This window comes from Bordetella petrii (assembly GCF_000067205.1).
GTDB classification, from domain to species: domain Bacteria; phylum Pseudomonadota; class Gammaproteobacteria; order Burkholderiales; family Burkholderiaceae_B; genus Bordetella_A; species Bordetella_A petrii.
Genome location: NC_010170.1, coordinates 272,503 through 292,777, shown reverse-complemented (window position 1 = coordinate 292,777; position 20,275 = coordinate 272,503). Strand labels below are relative to the sequence as shown.

The following is a 20,275-nucleotide window of genomic DNA, read 5'->3' as shown; positions in this document are numbered from 1 at the left end:
TTCAGTTCAGGCCCTGCTCGAACGCGAGCTTGTGCACCGCTTCTTTCAGCAGCGGCACAACCTCGTGCACCAGCTTGTCTTTCTGCACCCGGTGGGCAGCGATCGTGCAGTTCAGCGCCAGCGGCGGCTCGCCATGGGGCCGGCGGATGGGCACGGCGACCGCGTGTATATCCTTTTGCCAATCGCCCTTGGAATGGCAATACCCGCCCGCGGCAAAGCGCTTCAGGTCGGCCTCCCAGACGCCTCGGTATTGCTCGAAATAGGCGCGATTCTGCACTTTCAGATAATTGAGAATGGCAGTCCGCTCCGCGGCCGGGTAGGCCAGAATCAGCGCACGGCCGATCGAACTGGCCAGCAGCGGGCGAGACGTGCCGATGTCGGGCAGGTGCTGATTGGCCGAATCGGCGCGCACCGAGTCGATGTAGACCACGTTGTCCCGGTCCCGGATGCCGAGATTGACGGTGCACCCCGTGGTGCGCGCCAAGGCCTCCATGACGGGTTTGGCAAGCTGGCGCACGTGCATGCTGGCAAGCAGCGGATGGCCCAAGGCCAGCACGCCCGGCCCCAGCCGGTACTTCTGCAATTGCGGATCACGGCTCAGGTAGCCCAGCAACGTCAGCGTGTAAGTCAGCCGCGACACCGTCGGCTTGGGCAGGCCCGTGCGGTCGGCGATCTCGCGGTTGCCCAGCAGAGGCGCCGAGGCCGTGAACGCGCGCAGCACTTCCAGCCCTCGCGCCAGGTTCATCGAGAACTGGCGGTCGGAAGACAGGTCGTGCGGGTTGACCAGGCCGGGAAGGGAAATGGCACTCACTTTTCGATTTCGTTGTGTCGGCGCAGGCATGATTGGTCCTTCGAAATAAGCAGTCAACGATTCGAGAGTACTGTTTCGCTGTGCAAAACACATCGTTGCTGGCCACCCCGGGCTCGGGCATAACGGGGGTCTGACACAACCTCGCTTCATGCCCGTATGACTCTGACACCCTCTTCTTCCGGCGCGCTTGCCGGCGTCCGGATCCTCGATATGGCGACGGTGCTGGCCGCGCCCAGCGGGGCCACCCTGTGCGCCGACCATGGCGCCGACGTCGTGAAACTGGAACTTCCGGACGGCAGCGACGCGCTACGCCACATGCAGCCCATCAAGGACGGTTCGCCGCTGTGGTGGAAGGTAGCGAACCGCGGCAAGCGCGGCATCACGCTGGATGTGCGCAAAGAACAGGGGCGGCAGATCCTGCTGTCGATGCTGCCGAGCTTCGACGTGCTGGTGGAGAATTTCCGCAGTGGCAGCATGGACCGCTGGGGCCTGGATATCGAGACCTTGCACCGGGCCAATCCCCGCCTGATCGTGGTGCGCCTGACGGGTTTCGGCCAGACCGGGCCGTACCGTTCGCGGGCCGGGTTCGCGCGCGTGTTCGAGGCGATGAGCGGCTTCACCAACCTGACGGGTGAAGCGGGCGGCTCGCCGCTGCACAGCAACTTTCCGCTGGGCGACTCCATTGCCGGCATTTTCTGTGCGTTCGCCATCGCGGCGGAAGTGGCGCGCCTGCGCGGCAATCCGGAATTACCGGGCGCGGAAGTCGATCTTGCCGCCACGGAAGCGCTGTTCCGCATGCTGGACCCGCTGCCTGTGGAGCATGAACAACTGGGCCAGGTGCGGCGTGCCGCGGGCAACCGAACCACGTACACCTCGCCTTCGAACATGTATCGCAGCAAGGATGGCGTCTATTTTTCGCTGGTTGCATCGTCGCAGGCGGTCTATGTGCGGTTATGCAATGCTGTCGGAAAGCCGGAATGGATCACCGACCCCCGTTTCGACACGCTGCCCAAGCGGGTGCAGAACATGGACGCGCTGGATGGTGCGCTGGCGCAATGGTTCGCGTCGCATGCCTTCGCGGACATCTGCGCCCAGCTCGAACCGCACGAGATTCCCTTCACCAAGGTGTACGACATCGAGGACATCAAGGCCGATCCACACTTCCAGGCGCGCAACGCCATCATCCGGCTGCCCGACCCCGACCATGGCAGCCTGCCTGCACCCTGCATCGTGCCGCGCGTCATCGGCCGCGACATGCCCGCCCCGCGCTCGGGCCCTTCGGTCGGCGAACACAACGCCGAGGTCTACGCAGAGTTCGGCATCACGGCCGATCAACTCGCGGAACTGCGCGAACAACGCGTGATATGAGGCCACACAGCCATGTCCATGCTCCAGCAACCCGACTCGTTCCAGGCACTGGTCACTCGCCGCATCGATGGCAACGTGCAGTCCGCCATCGAGACCGTAACCCTGCCCCAGCTGTCCGCCGGCGAGGTCGTGGTGCGTACCCGCTACGCCGGCATCAACTATAAAGACTGCCTGTCCATCCGGGGCAAGGCGAAGATCATCACCGATTATCCGCGCATCGCCGGCATCGAGGCGGTGGGCCGCGTGGCCGCCTCGGCCGACGATGCCTTCGCGCCGGGCGACGAAGTGCTGGTCCACGGCTTCCAGACCGGCATCGCCTTTGACGGCGGATTCTCGGAATGGATGCAGGTGCCCGCCCGGCACCTGCAGAAGCTGCCACCAGGGCTGTCGGCACGCGAAGCGGCCATCCTCGGCGTGCCGGGCTTTACGGCAGCCATGGCGCTGGCAAGGTTCGAGTCGTACGGCCTCGCCCCCGCCGAGGGCCCGGTCGCCGTGTCCGGCGCCAACGGCGCGGTCGGCATGCTGGCCATCTCCATACTTGCCAGGGCGGGCTATCACATCGCCGCGATCACGCGCCGGCCGGAACAGGCCGACACGCTGCGGCGCCTGGGCGCCGCCGAGATCGTGGACGTCCGGACGGCGCTGGACTCGACACGCCCGCTGGAATCCGCCCGCTATGCGGCGGCCATCGACAACGTAGGCGGCAACGTGCTTGCGTGGCTGCTGCGCTCGATGAAGGACGAAGGCCTGGTGGCTTCCGTGGGCAACGCCGGCGGAAACCACTACGAAGGCAGCGTGCTGCCATTCATCATGCGCCGGGTGCACCTGTTCGGCATCGTGGCCAATGCCGGCTGGCCCGAACGCCAGCGCCTGTGGCAGAAACTTGCCGCCGAATGGAGACCCGGTTTCGAGGCGCTGGAGCCGCACGTTCACGCGATCACGCTGCCCGAACTGCCCGCTCATGCCGATCGGCAGCTGCAAGGCGCCACGAGCGGCCGGACCCTCGTGGATTTCGGCGAGACGCCGTGAAAGGCCCGCTGGCCGGATTGCGGGTACTGGAACTGGAAGCGCCTGGCCCGGTGCCCTGGGCCGGGATGATGCTGGCCGACATGGGCGCCACCGTCATCCGCATCGAAAGGCCCGCGCCCGCCGACATGGGCATCCCTCGCGACGCGCGCTTCGAGCTGACCGCGCGCGGCAAGCAGGCGGTGGCCGCCGACCTCAAGACCGAAGCGGGCCGCCAGATGGTGCTCGACCTGGCGGCCGAGGCTGATGTCCTGCTGGAAGGCTTGCGCCCGGGCGTCATGGAGCGCCTGGGACTGGGGCCGGATGCCTGCTGGGCGCGCAACGCCGCCCTGGTCTACGGACGCATCACCGGGTGGGGGCAGACCGGCCCCTTGGCCCAGACCGTGGGCCACGATATCAACTATCTGGCCGCCAGCGGCGTGCTGCACAGTATTGGACCCGAAACCGGCCCGCCCGTGGTTCCGCTGAACCTGATTGGAGATTTTGGGGCGGGCGGCATGCTGCTGCTGACGGGCGTGCTGGCCGCGCTGCTGGAAAGCCGGCAAAGCGGCAAGGGCCAGGTCGTCGACGCGGCCATGGTCGACGGCGCGCTATCGATGCTGGCGCCCATCCTGGGCCGCTGGCAGCGGGGGCAATGGCAGGACCGCCGAGCCAGCAACCTGCTGGACGGCGGCGCGCCCTTCTATACGACCTACGCCACTTCCGACGACAAGGCCGTTGCGGTGGGCGCCATCGAACCGCGCTTCTATGCCGCCCTGCTCACCGGGCTGGGGCTGGACGCCGGATCGCTGCCCGACCAGCACGACCAGGCCAGCTGGCCCGACATGCGCGCCAGGCTGGCGCGCATCTTCGCCCGGCATCCCCGGGACCATTGGGCCGGCGTGTTCCAGGATACCGAAGCGTGCGTCACCCCGGTGCTGTCGCTGGCGGAAGTGCCGCGGCACCCGCACTTCGTGGCGCGGTCTAGCTTTCAGCAGATTAATAATGTGCTGCATCCCGCGCCGGCTCCGCGGTTTTCACGCACGCCCGGCGAGATATCCGCGCCGCCCACGGGCCGGGCGAGGCCGGGCTGAATACTAGGGCGCCACCGGGTCGCCGCGCAGCCTGATCTCGGCCACGATGCGGTCGTCTTGCTGGTGCAACGAAAACCGGTTGCGGCCCGGGTAGCACAGGGCCAGGCGCCGGCAAAGGTTGCCCAGGCCGCCTCCGCCTTTCGCCAGGTCGTAGGGCGCGCGCAATTGGCCAGGGTTGTCCACCGCGACGACCAGTTCATCGTCCTGGATTCGGGTACGCAGATTGATCCGGAAGGACTCATTATCTGAACGCATGCCGTGCTTGATGGCGTTTTCTACCAGGCCCTGCAAAGTCATGTGCGGAATCTGCCATGCCAGCGAAGCCGGGTCGATGTGGCAGCGGTATTCGAGCTGCCGGTCAAAGCGCAGGGCTTGTATGCGCACATAGTCTTGCGCGGCTTCGATTTCCTCGTCCAGCCCGCACAACCCCTGCCCGCGGCGGTCGAGCGAATAGCGCAGGTAGTCGGCCAGCCGGCGCGTCATTTCCTCGGCAATGGCAGGACGAGCCTCGATCTCGGCCACGATAGTGTTAAGCGCGTTGAACAGGAAGTGCGGTTCTATCTGCGACTGCAGGTGTTCCAGCTCCAGGCGCAGGGCAAGCGTCTCGGCCTTCATCTTGGAAATGCGCTCGGTGCGGGCAGCGAGCTCGGCGGCCACCCCGAAGTAGACGAGCGTCCAGATGGACAGTATGCCCATGTAGTAGAGAAACCCCAGGCGATACTGGTTCTCGGGCATGACCCGCAGGCTTTGGGGCGGGAAGAGCTGGTGAATGGCATAGGCAATCGATGCCAGCAGGGCCGACGCGGCCACGCACAGCAGCACCGAGCAGGCCAGCACCAACAGGGGCGAATGCTTGCTGGACGCGCGGCGCCCATGCCACACGGCCGCAGCGCTGGTCAGCAGGAAGGCAAGCGGCTCCAGGGTGAGGGTCAGCCAGAATGCCGCCGGCGCGCTGCCGAACACGGCGAGGCGGATGCAGAAGCCGATTATCGCCAGGAACAGCCAGCCCACGACCTGGGCCCGCCAGAAGCCCGCCGACGACTCGCCTCGGCTGAGCTCCTGGCTGGCAGAACTGAACAGGGCGGAAGGGGAATCCGGAAGTGCCATCGCGCCCCGATTATGTTGTCTGGGGCCAGGCGAAACAAGGCCTTTTCGACGAAAAGGCCCGTTCGCTCGACGAAACGGGCGCGGCGCGCGATGCCATGCTGGGCCACCTGCGCGGCGGACTGAGCCACGCGAACAGACTCGGCGCTACGGCGCCCGCACGATCTCTTGGGCGCACTGCAGCAGCGTGCGCACCCAGCGCCCGCGCTGGGACTGGTCGCGCCACAGCAGGCCCAGCTCGCGCGGCGGCGGAGTCAGGTCGCCGCCTTCGGCCGGCATGGGCGGAACGGCGAGCTTGCGCAAATGCTGACCGGCCAGGCCCTGGCCAATGTCGGGTACCAGCCCCACGCCCAGGCCCCGCTCCACCAGCAGGGCTATGGCCATGATGGAATTGAGCTCCATCCGCTCATGCGGACGGATTCCATGGGCCTGCAGATAGCGCTGCGCCAGACTGCCGCCCGCCAGTTGCCGGTCGTAGCGCACCAGCGGCTCGTTGCGCAGCAGTTCAAGCGGGTCGCGGCCCGCGTCGCGCGCGTGCGCCAGCACCACCAGGGGTTCGTGCCGCAGCGGCGTCCAGCATACGGTCTTGGGCAAGTCGAACGACAGCTTCAGGCATAGCGCGGCATCGAGCTCTGATTGCACCAATGCGCTGTACAGCGCCGGCGTGATGCCAATGCGCAAGGCAATGCGCACGCGGGGGTAGTGCTCGGTGAAAGCCTGCAGGATGTCGGGCAGGAAGCCATGCAGCGCCGTATTGACCGTGCCCAGGCGCAGCTCGCCTTCGTCTTCGTCGGTAGCCACCCAGTCGCGCAGCGCGTCGGCATCCTGCACCAGCGCCTGGCCGCGCTCGACCAGCCGCTGCCCGGCCGCCGTGGGCCTCACGCTGCGCCCCTGGCGCACCAGCAGGGAGACGTCCAGTTCGCGCTCGAGCGCGCGCATCTGCTGGGCCACGGCGGCCGGGCTCAGGCCGAGCTGGCGCGCAGCCTCGGACATCGAGCCGACGGCCACGACCTTCAGGAAGTGATTCAGGTAGCGGATATCCATTACCTGTATTTTCTTTCATTTAATGAAAGCCGCACATACTGTATTGCTATGGCAGCGGCGGACGACAATATTCTGTTCGGCCCTCGCCGGCCCTCATACGCAGAACAAGGAAACCCCATGAGCCGCACCGCCCCGTCTTGTCCTTCCCGCCGCCATGCGCTGGCCGCCGCGCTTGGGCTGGCCGCTGTGTCGATCACGCCAGCCTGGGCGCAAGGCGCCGGCGCCGCCATGCGCATCATCGTTCCGTTCGCCCCGGGCGGCGGCAACGACGTGCTGGCCCGCCAGCTGGCACACGGCCTGAACGACATGTTCAAGCTGGACGTCATCGTGGAAAACAAGCCGGGAGCCGGCGGCAACGTTGGCACCGAGCAGGTGGTGCGGGCCGCGGCGCAAAGCAACACCTTCCTGCTGGGGCATACCGGCACGGTTTCCATCAACCCCGCGCTGTACAAGAACCTGAAGTTCAATGCCTCGAAAGACCTGCAGCCGGTCGCCATGTTTGCATCCTCGGCCCTGCTGTTGGTGGTGCCGGCCGAGTCGCCGATACAAAGCGTGGCGCAGCTGGCCGAGGCGCTGCGCGCCAAGGGGTCTGACATGGACTATGCGTCCAGCGGCACGGGCACCGGCGGCCACCTGACCGGCGAAATGTTCCTGCAGACCCTGGGCGCGCAGGCGGTGCACGTGCCCTATAAGGGCACCGCGCCCGCCTTGGCCGATGTGGCCGGCGGGCAGGTCGACTTCAGCTTCAGCGTCATTCCCGCCGCCATGGCGCTGGTCAAGTCGGGCAAGCTGCGCGCCCTGGCCGTCACCAGCGCCAAACGCATGCACCTGATGCCCGACGTGCCCACCATGATCGAATCGGGCGTGCCGGAGCTGGCCGATTTCGAAAGCACGCTGACCTACGGCATCCTGGCTCCCAAGGCCGTTGACGCGCAAGTCGTGCAACAGCTGCAAGCCCGCATACTCGATGTTGCCGCCACGCCCGACTTTCAATCGCGGCTGGCGGTGGAAGGCGCCGAGCCCATGCTGGGCAACACCGCCGAGTACACCCGCCGGATCCAGGAAGAAAGCCGCAAGTGGGGCCACGTGATCGCGGTTTCCGGTGCATCGGCATGAGCACGGACAAGCCCGCCATGGCGGCATCGCTCATCGACCAGTGCCTGGACCCGGCCGGCGACATCGGACTTTTCTCCGACCAGCAATGGCTCGATGCGCTGCTGCGCTTCGAGGCCGCGCTGGCGCGGGCGCAGGCATCCGCCGGCCTGGTGCCCGCCTCGGCGGCAGCGGCCATTGCCCGGGCCTGCGCAAGCATCGAGCTGAACCGCGCCGACTTCGTCGAGCGGGCGCGCGGCACGGGCGCGTTCGGCATCGGCCTGGTCGATCCCATCCGCGCCTTCCTGGCCAGCCATGACCCCGCTGCCCTGCCATGCCTGCATTGGGGCACGACCACCCAGGATGCCGTCGACACCGCGCATGCCGTGCTGACCAAGACCGCGCTGGCGGCCCTGCTGGACGAACTGCAGAAGCTGGCCGCCGCCTTGCGCGCCCTGGCCCATGCCCACGCCGCCACGCCGATGATGGCGCGCAGCCTGCTGCAGCCAGCCCAGGTCACCAGCTTCGGTTTCAAGTGCGCGCAATCGGCGGGGGCCCTGCAACGCAGCGCCAGCCAACTGTGCACGCTCGCGCCCCATGCCTTGTGCGTGCAACTGGGTGGCGCAGTGGGCAACCGCGCCGCCATGGGTCATCGGGCCGCGCAGGTAGAACTCGTGCTGGCCGCCGAGTTGGGGCTGTGGGCCAGCGGGCAAAGCTGGCATACGCAGCGCGATGCCTGGATGCGGCTGGCGATGGAGGCGTCCGTGTGCGCCGGCAGCCTGTCGAAGCTGGCGCGCGACTGGTCGCTGATGTCGCAGTTCGAAGTCGGGGAACTGGCCGAGGCGCCGCGCGGCCGCACGTCCAGCGCCATGCCGCACAAGCGGAACTCTGTGCACTGCATGCAGGCCATCGCACTGACCCAGCCGGTCCCCGGGCTGGCGGCGTCGCTGCTCGGCGCCATGACGCAGGCGCACGAACGGGCCATGGGCGAATGGCAGGCCGAGCTGTCTGTCTGGGCGCCGCTATGGCGACGCGTGCACGGCGCCGCCGCGGCGCTGCGCCTGGCCGCCGACGGGCTGCGGGTCGACGCGGCACGCATGCAGTCGCACATCGATGCCTTGTACCAGGTCATTTTCTCGGAAGCCTGCACCGACGCGCTGGCGCCCATTACCGGCCGCGAGGCCGCGCAACAGGCCATCGAACACCTGGCGCCGCAGGCGCTGGCGCAGCGCCAGCCGCTGTCTGCCTTGTTGCAGCACTGGGTCGCAACCACCCGCGGTGCGGAACCGGCGCGCGCCGCGGCCCACGCCCTGGCTACAGCCACCGACCCACAGCGCGCCGTACAAGCTTCGGCCGCGTGCTGCCATGAACTGTTGCGCGCGCTCGATGCGTCAGAACCTTCTTCCTCTCTGGAGCCCCATCATGTCTGACTCCCTTCCCGACGATGCGCTCGAGCGCGGCCTGGCGAACCGCCGCAAGATCCTGGGCGATGCGTGGGTAGACCGCTCGGTCGGCAACGCCAACACCCTGAATGTAGAGTTCCAGCGCTTGATCACCTGCTATGCGTGGGACAGCATCTGGAGCCGCCCGGGCCTCGACCCGCGCACGCGGCGCATCATGGTGCTGGCCATCACGGCGTCGATGGGCCGGTGGGAAGAATTCGAACTGCATGTCCGCACCGGTCTGCAGGCGCCGGCAGACGCGCCCGACGCGGCGGCGCTCGACCTGGACACGATCCGCGAAGTGCTGCTGCAGACGGCGGTGTACGCGGGCGTGCCGGCCGGCAACACCGGCATGGCCATCGTGCTGAAAGTCCTGGCGGCACTGGACCGCAGCCCGCCCAAGGCCGACTTCTGGAGCGGCGAACCCGCCGCCTAGCCCGGCGCCACCCGCGCCTGCTCGCGCTGCAGCCCGACCCGGCGCAGGGCGTCCAGCAGGCTCAGCGCGGCCGGCGACGGCGCCACGTCGGTGCGCCGCAGCAGACCCATAGGTTCGTCGGTGCCGCCAAACGGCATGGGCAAGCGCGCCAGCGTGTTGTCGGCCACGCCCCGCTCGACCAGGCTCGATGGCACGAACCATACCGCGTCATTGCGCAGCGTCAGCTCCAGGCTCAGCGACACCGACAGGCTTTCCACGCGCGCCACGTGGCGCGGCAGCCCGAATGCGCTGATCACGCTTTCGGCCGACTGGCGTATCAGCGTGCCTTCGGGCGGCACAATGAGCAAATGGCGCGCCATCGCCATCGGGGCCAGCGCCTCGTCGCCAAGCAAGGCATGCCCGGCCCGCACCACCACCGTCAACGGCTCCCGAAACAGATGCTCGAAGCTCATGCCGGCCATTGCATCCGGCTCGCCCAGCCGCCCCACGGCGAATTCGATATCGGCCGCCTTCAGTCTTTCAAGCAGCTCAGCATTGCGGCCAGTGTGGATGCGCAAGCTGGCCATGGGCCAGGCTTGCCGGAACGCATGCAAGGCTGCTGGCAGCAACACACTGGCCACTGTGGGCAAGATTCCTAGCGCCACCGTCACGGACGCGCCATCGTCGGCCTGCGCCAGCCGCCCGATGCCGTCGCGCAGGCTGCCCAGGCAATTGTGGGCGTACGGCGCGAAGATGCGGCCGTCGCGCGTCAGCTCCGCGCCGCGCCGCCCCCGCTCGAACAGCCGCACGCCCAGCACGGATTCGAGCTCCGACAGGGTCTTGGATACCGCCGGCTGGGTGATAGATAGCCGCTCGGCGGCGCGCTGCAGGTTGTTCAACTGCGCGACCGCCAGGAAACACTGGATGTGCCGCAACTTGATGCGGCCGCTCTGAAATAGGTTTTCCATAACTTTTCATGCAATTCATGAGCATAAAACGTCACTTACCATAACTTTATAGCCCTATTACAGTGGCAGCTCAATCCATCCCGCCGAGCAACCGGAGTGTTCCCCATGGACGGTTCCACGCCACCCCACACGATTCTTACCCCCAGGGATTGGGACTCACATCCCCCCTACCGGCATCCTGAATACAAATCGTCGGTCCTGCGCAGCCCGACGCTGCCCTTGATTCCCCTGGACGAAGCACTGAAGAATCGCCAGGCGCCTGTGTACGGCGCCAGCTGTCTCGGGCCGCTCGACCACGACCTTACGCGCAACGCCGCCAAGAACGGCGCGCCGCTGGGCGAACGCATCGTGGTTACCGGCAGGGTGCTCGATGAAGGCGGCAGGCCGGTGCGCAATACCCTGGTGGAAATCTGGCAGGCCAACGCCGCGGGACGTTATGTCCACAAGGGCGACCAGCACGACGCGCCGCTCGACCCCAACTTCCTGGGCGCGGGCCGCTGCCTGACCGACGAGCAGGGGCGGTACCGCTTCCTGACCGTCAAGCCGGGCGCCTATCCCTGGGGCAACCACGGCAATGCCTGGCGGCCCAACCATATTCACTTCTCGCTGTTCGGCGATTACTTTGGATCACGCCTGGTCACCCAGATGTACTTCCCCGGCGATCCGCTGCTGCAGCTCGATCCTATTTTCCAGGGCACGCCCGCGCACGCGCGCGAACGCCTGATATCGCGGTTTTCTCTCGACGCCACCCAGGAAGGCTTTGCCCTGGGCTACGAATTCGACATCGTGCTGCGCGGTGCGCGCCAGACCCCCACGGAGTAAGCCATGTCCGTCCTGAAGCAGACGCCTTCCCAGACCATAGGCCCGTTCTTCGCGTACGGGCTGTGTCCCGAGCAATACAACTTCGACCTCAAGAGTCTGTTCACGCCGGTACTGGCCGAACGCCACGCGGCGGGCGAACCCATCACGATAGAAGGCCGCGTCTACGATGGCAGCGGCCAGGCCGTGGACGACGCCGTCATTGAGATGCTGCAGGCCGACGCAGCGGGCGAATACGCGCGCTCGCTCGAAGGCATCGCCGCAAGCGGCTTTAAGGGTTTTGCGCGAGTGGGCACCGGCGCCGACCCGCAATCGCGCTTCGTGGTCGAGACCATCAAGCCGGGCGCCCTGGGGCCGGCATCCGCGCCGCATATCGAGGTCATCGTCATGATGCGTGGCATGTTGCTGCACGCCTACACCCGCATCTATTTTGAAGACGATGCGGCAGCGCACGCGCAGGATGCCGTGCTGGCCGCCGTGCCGCCGGAACGACGCGGCACGCTCATCGCACGCCGCCTGCCGTACGCAGGCCGCACCGCCTACCAGTTCGACATTCACCTGCAAGGCCCGCACGAGACCGTGTTTTTCGATGTTTGAAGGCAACGCTTCTCCAGGTGCCGGGCTCCGTCAGGAGTGACAGGCGCCGTATCACTGAGATGGCCGTAGCGCACCACGGTGTCTGGCACCTGCGGAGACAGGCACCTCGCTGACGCGACTGGCCTGGCTCCCCCGCCCGCGCAGCTTGGCTGCAGCGGGCTTTTGGCGTTGCCTCACGCATCGCCAGGACCAGGGAAATCCCCATTTAAAAAAAACGCTTTCTTGCAATTCGATTCGTTGAATTATTCTTAGCCATCTAATATTATTTGACTGCACGTCACGACATCGCCGGCTGCGCAAGCTCGCAGGAAGCCCAGGTTTATCCCATTAAAAAACGTGCCCAAGAAAAAACGGAGAGAGACTCATGATTCACATTCGATCAGCACTTCGCCGCCAGGGCTGTAGCGTCGTCCTGGCATCGCTGCTCAGCGCCTCGCTGGGCCTTGCGCTGCCGGCCGCCGCACACGCGGAACAGGCCTCGCAGTACCCGTCGCGCCCGATCCGCTTCATCGTTCCTTACGCCGCGGGCGGCCTGCCCGACACCGTGGCGCGCGTGGTGGCACAGGGCCTCACGCTCAGCATGGGCCAGCCCGTGGTCGTGGAAAACAAGCCTGGCGCCAACGGTGTCGTCGCCGCGCAGGCGCTGGCCAGCAGCCCCGCCGATGGCTATTCGTACCTGGTCACCGACGGCTCGATGATGTCCATCAACCCATCGCTCTACAAAGACCTGCCGTATGACCCGAAGCGCGACTTCGTGCCGGTTTCCCTGGTCGCTACCTCGCCGCTCTTTCTTGCCGCCAGCACGCAGACCGGCATCGCCTCGCTGCAAGACTTCATCAAGCGCGTGAAGGCCAAGCCGGGGGTCATGAACTACGGCTCGTCGGGTGTGGGCAGCTCGCACCATCTCACGATGGAGGCCATGAAGGTCGACCTGGGCCTGGACATCAACCATGTGCCGTTCCGCGGATCGGGCCAGTCGGTACCCGCCATGATCGGCAACCAGGTCGACGTGGTATTTGCCGCTCTGCCCTCGCTGTCGGGCTTCGCCGACAAAGGCCAGGCGAAGATTCTCGCCACCAACGCCGGCAAGCGTTCGGCGCTGGCGCCCGACATTCCAGCCATTTCCGAGGTCATTCCCGGCTTCAATTTCGCGGTCACGGTGGGCGCGCTGGCCCCTACCGGCACGCCCGACTTCGCCGTGCAAAAGCTCAGCGCCGCCATCGCCCAGGCCGTCAAGGCTCCGGCGGTCGTCAAGCAGTTCAACACGCTGGGCATCGAACCGGTCGGCGGCACGCCCGCCGAGTACGAAGCCGCGATCGACGACGAAACCAAACGCTATCAAAGCGCGATCAAGGCAGCGGGAGTCAAGGCCGACTAGCCCTGTTCCCGGGGCGGCGCGCAAGACTGCGTATGCCGGTCCGCGCGCCGCGGCCCGATCGCGCGCCGTACCCCGACATGAAGGAGACCCTATGTTGACGACTGAAGAAAATGAACTGCTGTGCCGGGTGGTCGGCGATGCGCCCATGGGCCAATTGATGCGCCGGCACTGGACGCCGGTGTGCCTGAGCGAAGAGGTCAGCGAGCCGGACTGCGACCCGGTGCAGGCGCGCGTGTTGGGCGAAGACCTGGTGGTATTCCGCGACACCGACGGCCGCGTTGGCGTCATGGACGAGTACTGCCCGCACCGCCGCGTGTCGCTGGTATACGGGCGCAACGAAGAGTGCGGCCTGCGCTGCCTTTACCATGGGTGGAAGATGGACGTGGAGGGCACCGTGATCGAAATGGTGTCCGAGCCGGCCGCCAGCACCATGGCGCAGAAGGTCAAGCACAAAGCCTACAAAGTGCAGGAATGGGGCGGCGTCATCTGGGCCTACATGGGCGCGCAGGACGACATTCCGCCCTTCGCCCCGCCGCCATGGGCGCCCACGGCCGACACCAAGGTCAGCATCGCGAAGGTGATCATTCCCTGCAACTGGGCTCAGATTCTGGAAGGCGCGATCGATTCGGCGCACAGCTCCAGCCTGCACTCGTCGGATTTCGTGCCTGCCCGCGTGGGCGGCGCCGAAGCCACCGACAAGAACTGGCTGCGCCCTTCCACCGACAAGGCGCCGCGCCTGCAAGTGCAGCGCACCCCCTTTGGTTTCCGCTACGCCGCCATCCGCCGGCCGATCACCAACGCGGCGCAGAACGACTATGTCCGCTCTACCGTGTTCGTGGCGCCGGGCACCGTGCTGATCCCGCCCAATAATCTGTACAACGTGGCCAATGTGAATGTGCCCCAGGACGACACCAGCACGGCGTTCTACTTCATTGCCTGGGGCGAGAAGGCCACGACGCCCGACACCGAGACCTGGCGCCGCTTCCTGGGCACCAGCGTAGGCGTCGACCTGGACGAGCGATACCGGCCACATCGCAATCCCGAAAACCGCTTCTGGCAAGACCGCCAGGCCATGAAGGCGGGCAACTTCACCGGCATACGCGGCTTTCCGAACCAGGACATCGCCATGTGGATCACCATGGGTCCGCTGGCAAACCGCGCGGAAGAACGGCTGGGCGCCAGCGACCTGGCCATCGTCGAGTTCCGCCGCCAGATGCTCGAAGCCGTGCAGGCATTCCAGAAAGGCGAGGCCGCGATCGGCACCGGCGACTTGCGCATTCCCGCCGGCGTCTGCTCGTTCCAGGCCATCGTGCCCAAGACCACCGATTGGCGCGAGTTCTCCGCGCATCCGGCCGGCGCGCAGCCTGGCAACGATCCGGAACTGGCCGGCAATTACCAGACCACTGCTTGAATCCAGGAGATCACGTTGGCCAAGCTATCGCTTTCCATCGCCATGGGCGACTACGACCGCAACCGCGCGCTGTACGACGGCGCCGTGCAGATCGACGGAGTGAACCCCACTTACATGCTGCTGAGCCCGGAAGAGATGTTTTTCCGCGCGTTCCGTTTCCAGGACTTCGACATCAGCGAACTGTCTTTCAGCAGCTACCTGGTCAAGCACGCCCGCGGCGACTGCCCTTACATTGCGCTGCCGATCTTCCTGTCGCGCGCGTTCCGCCATACCTCCATTTACGTGCGCAAAGACCGTATCCGGTCACCACAGGATTTGAAGGGAAAACGCATTGGCATCCCCGAATACCAGCTCACCGCCAACGTGTGGGCGCGCGCCCTGCTGGAAGACGACTACGGCGTCAAGCCGTCGGATGTGACCTGGGTGCGCGGCGGCATCGACCAGCCGGGCCGCCCCGAGAAGATCAAGCTGCAGCTGCCGGCCGACGTGAAGATGATTGACGCTGCGCCGTCGACCACCATATCGGACATGCTGGACCGCGGCGAAATCGAAGGGTTCATGGCGCCCCGGGCGCCCTTTGGCGCGGCGCGCGCCAACCCCGATGTCGGCTGGCTGTTCGACGATCCGACCGCCGTGGCGAAGGACTACTACAAGCGCACCGGCATCTTTCCCATCATGCACGTGGTGGGCCTGCGCAAGACCCTGGCCGAGCAACACCCCTGGCTGCCGGGCGCGTTGCTGAAGGCCTTCGAGCAATCGAAGGCGGCGGCGCTGGCCAAGCTGGAAGACACGTCCGCCACCAAGGTCACCCTGCCCTTCGTCGAAGAGCAGCTGAAAGCCGCGCGCGAGACCCTGGGCGAAAACTACTGGGCCTACGGCGTCGAGGCCAACCGGCCTACGCTCGAAGCGTTCACGCGGCATCACCATGCCCAGGGGCTGTCGCCGCGGCATGTCGCGGTGGACGAGCTGTTCCATCCCGGCACTTACGAAACCTACAAGATCTAGGCGGGCCGCCCCGCAGCACGAGATTGCCATGACCGAGCCCACCTCCGGCCCAGAGACCCTGATGCCGCTGCGCATCGCCAGCATCGCCGACGCCGCCGACGGCATACGCTCGTTCGAGCTGCGCGATGCCGGCGGCGGCGAGCTGCCGCCCTTCACTCCCGGTTCGCACGTGAAAGTGCGCGTACCCAACGGGGAAATGCGCAAGTATTCGCTGTGCAACAACCCTGCCGAACGCGACCGCTATGTCATCACCGTCAAGCGCGATGCACACGGCAGAGGGGGCTCGGTCAGCCTGGTGGACCAGGCTGCCGTGGGCGACGTGCTGCCCACGTCGCTGCCCGACAATGCCTTCGCGCTGGTGGACAACCCCGACAGCCTGATTTTCATTGCGGGCGGCATCGGCATCACGCCTATTCTGTCCATGATCCGCTCGCTGGACGAGCGGCCGGAAATTGGCTGGAAGCTGTACTACCTGAGCCAGTCTCCCGCCACCACCGCCTTCCTGGATGAACTCGCCTGTCCCGAGTTGCAGGGCCGCGTGCGCATTCACCACGACCATGGCGACCCCGCTCAGTCGCTGGATCTGTGGCCGGTGCTCGAAAAACCCAACCGCGGCCATGTGTACTGTTGCGGTCCGCGCGGCCTGATGGAAGCGGTGCGCGACATGTCCGGCCACTGGTCGCCCGGGCGCATCCATTTCGAAAGCTTCCTCGAAGGCGGCGGCAAGCAACCCGACGACCAGCCCTTCACGGTGGAACTGGCGCGCTCGGGCGGCGAGTTCGTGGTGCCCGTGGGCAAGTCGATTCTCTCGGTGCTGTTGCAGGCCGGCGTGCGCGTCGGCCATTCTTGTGAAAGCGGCACCTGCGGCTCGTGCCGCACCGGCTTGCTGGCCGGCACCGCCGATCACCGCGACATGGTGCTGCTGCCCGACGAACATGACAGCCAGATCATGGTGTGCGTCTCGCGCGCCACTTGCGACAAGCTGGTGCTGGACCTGTAGCCACCTACCTGGAGCCGCCACATGGGCACTTCCGTTCTGAATCTGGGCGTCATCGGGCTGGGTCGCGCGTTTTCGCTGATGCTGCCGTCGTTCCTGGGCGACGCGCGCGTGCGGCTGGTGGCCGCCTGCGATCCCCGCCCGGCAGCGCGCACGCAGTTCGCCTCCGATTTTCAATGCCCGGTTTACGAGTCGGCCGAGGCGCTGGCCCGGAACCCGGACGTGCAGGCCGTGTACATCGCCAGCCCGCACCAGCACCACGCCGAACACACACGCATCGCCGCCGCGCACGGCAAGCACGTGCTGGTGGAAAAACCCATGGCGCTCAGCCTGGAAGAATGCGACGCCATGATCTCGGCCTGCGACGCAGCCGGGGTGCACCTGGTGATCGGACACTGCCACAGCTTCGACACCCCTTACCTGCGCTGCCGCGAACTCATCGCCCAAGGCACGTTCGGCTCAGTGCGAATGGTGCACGCGCTGAACTATACCGACTACCTGTACCGCCCGCGCCGCCCCGAGGAACTGGCCACCCGCGAGGGCGGCGGCGCCGTGTTCAGCCAGGCTGCCCACCAGGTCGACATCGTGCGCATGCTGGTGGGCCGGCGCCCCACCCGGCTGCGCTGCGCGCTGGGCAACTGGGATCCGCAACGCCCCACCGAAGGGGCCTACAGCGCCTTGCTATGGTTCGAGGGCGGCGCCTATGCCTCGCTGAACTACAACGGCTACGCGCATTTCGACTCTGACGAGTGGATGGACTGGACCGGCGAAATGGGCCATGCGAAAAACCCGGACGATTACGGTGCGGCCAGGCGCAAGCTGGAACGCCTGGGCAGCCCGCGCGACGAGGCCGCGCTGAAGGCGGCCGGCACCTATGGCGGGCCCAGCTACACCGCGCCGGCGGCCCCGGCGCCTGGCGCCCCGCCGGCCAGGCACCAGCATTTCGGCGCGATCGTGGTGTCGTGCGAACACGCCGACCTGCGCCCCCTGCCGCACGGCATCATGGTCTACGGCGACGCGAACCGCGACTTCCTGCCCTTGCCGCCGCCGGCCGCGCCGCGCCTGGAAGTCGTGGGTGAATTGCATGACGCCATTTACCTGGATCGCGCCCCCCTGCATGACGGCCGCTGGGCCAAGGCCACGCTGGAAATCTGCCTGGCCATGCTGCAATCCAACGATTCGGGCGCCGACGCGACCCTGCACCGTCAAATCGATGCAGCGTCTTGATCCCCGCCACGCCTGGCGCTCCGGTCCAAAGTGCCATCGGCGCTTTGCGGTATCATTTTCGGCGACTTTCCGACTTCATCACGCGGTTTTCGCATGACTTCCAAAGAAACGAGAAAAGTCCTTGCCCATTGGCGCGAGGCCGTTCCGCACGACCGCCTGGCCCACCTTATCAAGGATGCCACCCGCGCCCTGGTGCGAGGCCTGCAAATGCGCCTGTCGGATCACAACGTTTCGTTCGGCCATTGGGCGTTCCTTCGCATCCTGTGGGAACAGGACGGCCTGACGCAACGCGAGCTCAGCGAGCAGGCCGGCGTCATGGAACCCACCACCTATGCAGCCATGAAAGCCATGGAAGCGCTGGGCTATATCGAGCGCAAGCACCTGCCCGGCAACAACAAGAACATCCACGTGTTCCTGACGCGCAATGGCCGCGCCCTGAAGAAAAAGCTGATTCCGCTGGCCGAAGAAATCAATGCCATCGGCACCCGCGGCCTGACCGCGGCCGAAATCAAGACGGCGCGCAAGGTGCTGCTGACCATCATCGCCAACCTGGCCGACGACGAAGCATCCATGGAAAACGCCGAACGGCGCGTGCCGTCTACCCGCGAACTGTCGCGGCGCATCAACGAGACCGCCGAATCCCAGGCCTGACGGCCCGTCGCTGGCCTAGCGGTACGTCACGTCGACGACATACCGGCGTATGCCGTCCGGCGACACAGCCCCGTCGTGCAGCGGCCGCACCGCCACCTCGGCCACCGGAATCGCCGGCGGCCGGCGCTCGGGCGCGCCGGCACGCGCGCCGCAGTCCAGCGTGGCCGTGGGCTGGCGGCCTTGAACCTGCAGATCGGTTCGGCAATCCGCCGGCACCACGATACTGCCCGTGAAGAATATCTTCCCACCCGCGGCAATTGCCGGCGTGGCAATCACCGCCCCAAACATACCGACCCACAATGCTCGCATGACTTTCATGTCTTGCCCCTCGCGTATGGTGGAATCACGTATGCGCTGGCTACGCATCTGTACATCTGGTCTACGACACCGGCAGACCCCAGCTTAAGGCCATTCGACTGGATGTTGACAAAAAGATGCGAAGCATTGCGGGGGCGAGCGTGAATGTGGCGCAACAAATCATGGCCTGCCGCGCTGCCACCCGCCGGGCCAGGCGTATCATGACGGCAGGAAACGGCCCCGGACGAGCCGGTTCGCCCCGCCGCCGCACCATAAGAACCCCTCAAGAGACGCGATGACCCGTGCAGCACCAACGTGGCTCATGCCTGTAGTGGCCATTTTCACCCTGCAGACCACTTCTTCATTCCTGAACCGGCTCATCCCCATCGTCGCCCCGGCCATGTCCGATGAATTCGGCTGGAGCGGCAGTTCCATCGGCTTTCTCACCGCCAGCAACTCGCTGGGCGGACTCGCCATCCTGGTGGCAGGCTCGGCCCTGTTGAAGCAGATCGGCGGAATGCGTACCCTGCAGCTGACCCTGGTGCTGGGCGCGGCCGGCATGGCGTTCCTGCTGTTTCCGAGCGTGGGCATCGCCCTGGCGGCCTGCTTCATCATGGGCCTGAGCAACGGCGCGGCCAACCCGGCGGGCAGCGAAGTCCTGCAGCGTTTTTCTCCGCCCGGCATGCGCAACCTTATCTTTTCCATCAAGCAGGCCGGAGTGCCCCTGGGCGGCGTCATCGCGGGGCTGCTGGTGCCCGTGCTGGTGACGCTGACAAGCTGGCGCATCGCGCTGTTTTTCTGCGCAGTTGCGGTGGTGCTGCCCACCGCCCTGACCTGGCGCCTGAGCGCCAACCTGGACGAGACGCCGCCCCGCAAGCGCCGCGCCTTGGCCACGCCTACCCTGCACTCGCTGCGCACGCTGACAGTGCCGCTGGCCTCGCTGGCGCATAACCCCGGCCTGATGAAAATGTCGGTGGTGGGCAGCCTGTTCGCCGTATCGCAGAGCTGCTGGTTCACGTTCACGGTCATCTACCTGATAGACCGCCTGGGGTTTTCGCTGAGCCTGGCCGGTGCCGTCTTTGCCGTCATGCAGGCAGGCGGCGTGATTGGCCGCGTTGTGTTGGGCTGGCTGTCGGATCGCCTGCACTCGGCCGCCGCAACGCTGTCGATCGCGGCGATCTTGTCGGCCGCCACCACCGCACTGCTGGGCCTGACCACCCCGGCCTGGCCCCTGTGGGCCATTGTGGTACTGGCATTTGTAGCGGGCTCCTCGGCAGCCAGCTGGAACGGCGTGCAGATTGCAGAGGTTGCGCGGCGCTCGCCGGCTCACCTTATCTCCGAAACCGCGGCCGGCTCCAGCATCCTGGTCAACCTGACCAACATGGTGGCGCCCACGCTATTCGCGGCCTACGTCGCCATTGGCGGGCACTACGATTACGCGTTCATTTTTACCGGCGCATGCTCGCTGCTGGTGCTGGCGTGCCTGCCGCGCGACGAAGCGGCCGCGCGCAAGCGCGCCTGAAACAACCCGCGCGTCTGCGCAGGGCAGC

At 66.5% G+C, this 20,275-nt stretch carries 20 protein-coding genes; 15 read left to right on the top strand and 5 right to left on the bottom strand.

Annotated features, from left to right (window positions below):
- Position 1: 1 nt before the first annotated feature.
- A complete protein-coding gene (locus BPET_RS01310) occupies positions 2-811 on the bottom strand; it encodes an IclR family transcriptional regulator (RefSeq protein ID WP_041862608.1) in 810 nt (269 codons plus the stop codon).
- Positions 812-967: 156 nt separating this feature from the next.
- Between BPET_RS01310 and BPET_RS01305 the strand changes: the two genes are divergently transcribed.
- From BPET_RS01305 to BPET_RS01295, 3 genes are read left to right on the top strand one after another with little or no spacing between them, the layout of a single operon-like run.
- Complete coding sequence (locus BPET_RS01305) at positions 968-2,179, top strand: CaiB/BaiF CoA transferase family protein (protein ID WP_012247288.1); 1,212 nt, start codon at positions 968-970, stop codon at positions 2,177-2,179.
- Positions 2,180-2,191: 12 nt separating this feature from the next.
- The gene (locus BPET_RS01300) at positions 2,192-3,208 is read left to right on the top strand and encodes a YhdH/YhfP family quinone oxidoreductase (RefSeq protein WP_012247287.1); all 1,017 of its coding nucleotides are present in this window, start codon (positions 2,192-2,194) and stop codon (positions 3,206-3,208) included.
- Positions 3,205-4,278, top strand: a complete 1,074-nt coding sequence (locus BPET_RS01295) for a CaiB/BaiF CoA transferase family protein (protein WP_012247286.1) — start codon at positions 3,205-3,207, stop codon at positions 4,276-4,278. The genes BPET_RS01300 and BPET_RS01295 overlap by 4 nt, the downstream gene beginning before the upstream one ends.
- A 3-nt stretch (positions 4,279-4,281) precedes the next feature.
- Here BPET_RS01295 and BPET_RS01290 read toward each other — a convergent pair whose 3' ends face one another.
- Both BPET_RS01290 and BPET_RS01285 read right to left on the bottom strand, forming a co-directional pair.
- The gene (locus BPET_RS01290; RefSeq protein WP_012247285.1) at positions 4,282-5,385 is read right to left on the bottom strand and encodes a sensor histidine kinase; all 1,104 of its coding nucleotides are present in this window, start codon (positions 5,383-5,385) and stop codon (positions 4,282-4,284) included.
- Between the two features lie 144 nt (positions 5,386-5,529).
- Entirely contained in the window at positions 5,530-6,426 is an 897-nt protein-coding gene (locus tag BPET_RS01285; protein ID WP_012247284.1) for a LysR family transcriptional regulator, read from the bottom strand.
- 117 nt (positions 6,427-6,543) lie between these two features.
- On the opposite strand from BPET_RS01285, the gene BPET_RS01280 reads away from it, so the two are divergent.
- The 3 genes from BPET_RS01280 to BPET_RS01270 are packed head-to-tail and all read left to right on the top strand — an operon-like array spanning position 6,544 to position 9,396.
- Positions 6,544-7,542 carry a Bug family tripartite tricarboxylate transporter substrate binding protein gene (locus tag BPET_RS01280; protein WP_012247283.1) on the top strand — a complete coding sequence of 333 codons (999 nt, stop codon included), beginning with the start codon at positions 6,544-6,546 and terminating at the stop codon, positions 7,540-7,542.
- Positions 7,539-8,948, top strand: coding sequence for a lyase family protein (locus tag BPET_RS01275; protein ID WP_012247282.1), 1,410 nt, complete (start codon positions 7,539-7,541; stop codon positions 8,946-8,948). The genes BPET_RS01280 and BPET_RS01275 overlap by 4 nt, the downstream gene beginning before the upstream one ends.
- On the top strand, positions 8,941-9,396 hold the full coding sequence (locus BPET_RS01270) for a carboxymuconolactone decarboxylase family protein (protein ID WP_012247281.1): 456 nt from the start codon (positions 8,941-8,943) through the stop codon (positions 9,394-9,396). Before BPET_RS01275 ends, BPET_RS01270 begins: the two co-directional genes overlap by 8 nt.
- On the opposite strand, the gene pcaQ is transcribed toward BPET_RS01270, so the two are convergent.
- A complete protein-coding gene (gene pcaQ, locus BPET_RS01265; RefSeq protein WP_012247280.1) occupies positions 9,393-10,343 on the bottom strand; it encodes a pca operon transcription factor PcaQ in 951 nt (316 codons plus the stop codon). The genes BPET_RS01270 and pcaQ overlap by 4 nt on opposite strands.
- Before the next feature lie 105 nt (positions 10,344-10,448).
- Between pcaQ and pcaH the strand changes: the two genes are divergently transcribed.
- The 8 genes from pcaH to BPET_RS01225 all read left to right on the top strand — a co-directional run bounded on the left by pcaH (position 10,449) and on the right by BPET_RS01225 (position 18,428).
- Positions 10,449-11,165, top strand: a complete 717-nt coding sequence (gene pcaH / locus BPET_RS01260) for a protocatechuate 3,4-dioxygenase subunit beta (RefSeq protein WP_012247279.1) — start codon at positions 10,449-10,451, stop codon at positions 11,163-11,165.
- A 3-nt stretch (positions 11,166-11,168) separates the two neighbouring features.
- Positions 11,169-11,759 carry a protocatechuate 3,4-dioxygenase subunit alpha gene (gene pcaG / locus BPET_RS01255; protein WP_012247278.1) on the top strand — a complete coding sequence of 197 codons (591 nt, stop codon included), beginning with the start codon at positions 11,169-11,171 and terminating at the stop codon, positions 11,757-11,759.
- Positions 11,760-12,123: 364 nt separating this feature from the next.
- Positions 12,124-13,137, top strand: coding sequence for a Bug family tripartite tricarboxylate transporter substrate binding protein (locus BPET_RS01250; RefSeq protein WP_012247277.1), 1,014 nt, complete (start codon positions 12,124-12,126; stop codon positions 13,135-13,137).
- A gap of 91 nt (positions 13,138-13,228) precedes the next feature.
- Complete coding sequence (locus tag BPET_RS01245; RefSeq protein ID WP_012247276.1) at positions 13,229-14,548, top strand: Rieske 2Fe-2S domain-containing protein; 1,320 nt, start codon at positions 13,229-13,231, stop codon at positions 14,546-14,548.
- 15 nt (positions 14,549-14,563) lie between these two features.
- Entirely contained in the window at positions 14,564-15,553 is a 990-nt protein-coding gene (locus BPET_RS01240; RefSeq protein ID WP_041862606.1) for an ABC transporter substrate-binding protein, read from the top strand.
- 28 nt (positions 15,554-15,581) lie between these two features.
- Complete coding sequence (locus tag BPET_RS01235; RefSeq protein ID WP_012247274.1) at positions 15,582-16,553, top strand: PDR/VanB family oxidoreductase; 972 nt, start codon at positions 15,582-15,584, stop codon at positions 16,551-16,553.
- 21 nt (positions 16,554-16,574) lie between these two features.
- The gene (locus tag BPET_RS01230) at positions 16,575-17,777 is read left to right on the top strand and encodes a Gfo/Idh/MocA family protein (RefSeq protein WP_012247273.1); all 1,203 of its coding nucleotides are present in this window, start codon (positions 16,575-16,577) and stop codon (positions 17,775-17,777) included.
- 93 nt (positions 17,778-17,870) lie between these two features.
- Positions 17,871-18,428, top strand: a complete 558-nt coding sequence (locus BPET_RS01225) for a MarR family winged helix-turn-helix transcriptional regulator (RefSeq protein WP_012247272.1) — start codon at positions 17,871-17,873, stop codon at positions 18,426-18,428.
- Between the two features lie 15 nt (positions 18,429-18,443).
- Here BPET_RS01225 and BPET_RS01220 read toward each other — a convergent pair whose 3' ends face one another.
- Positions 18,444-18,746, bottom strand: coding sequence for a hypothetical protein (locus tag BPET_RS01220; protein WP_012247271.1), 303 nt, complete (start codon positions 18,744-18,746; stop codon positions 18,444-18,446).
- Positions 18,747-19,047: 301 nt separating this feature from the next.
- Between BPET_RS01220 and BPET_RS01215 the strand changes: the two genes are divergently transcribed.
- Positions 19,048-20,247, top strand: coding sequence for an MFS transporter (locus BPET_RS01215; protein WP_231852645.1), 1,200 nt, complete (start codon positions 19,048-19,050; stop codon positions 20,245-20,247).
- Positions 20,248-20,275: the final 28 nt, after the last annotated feature.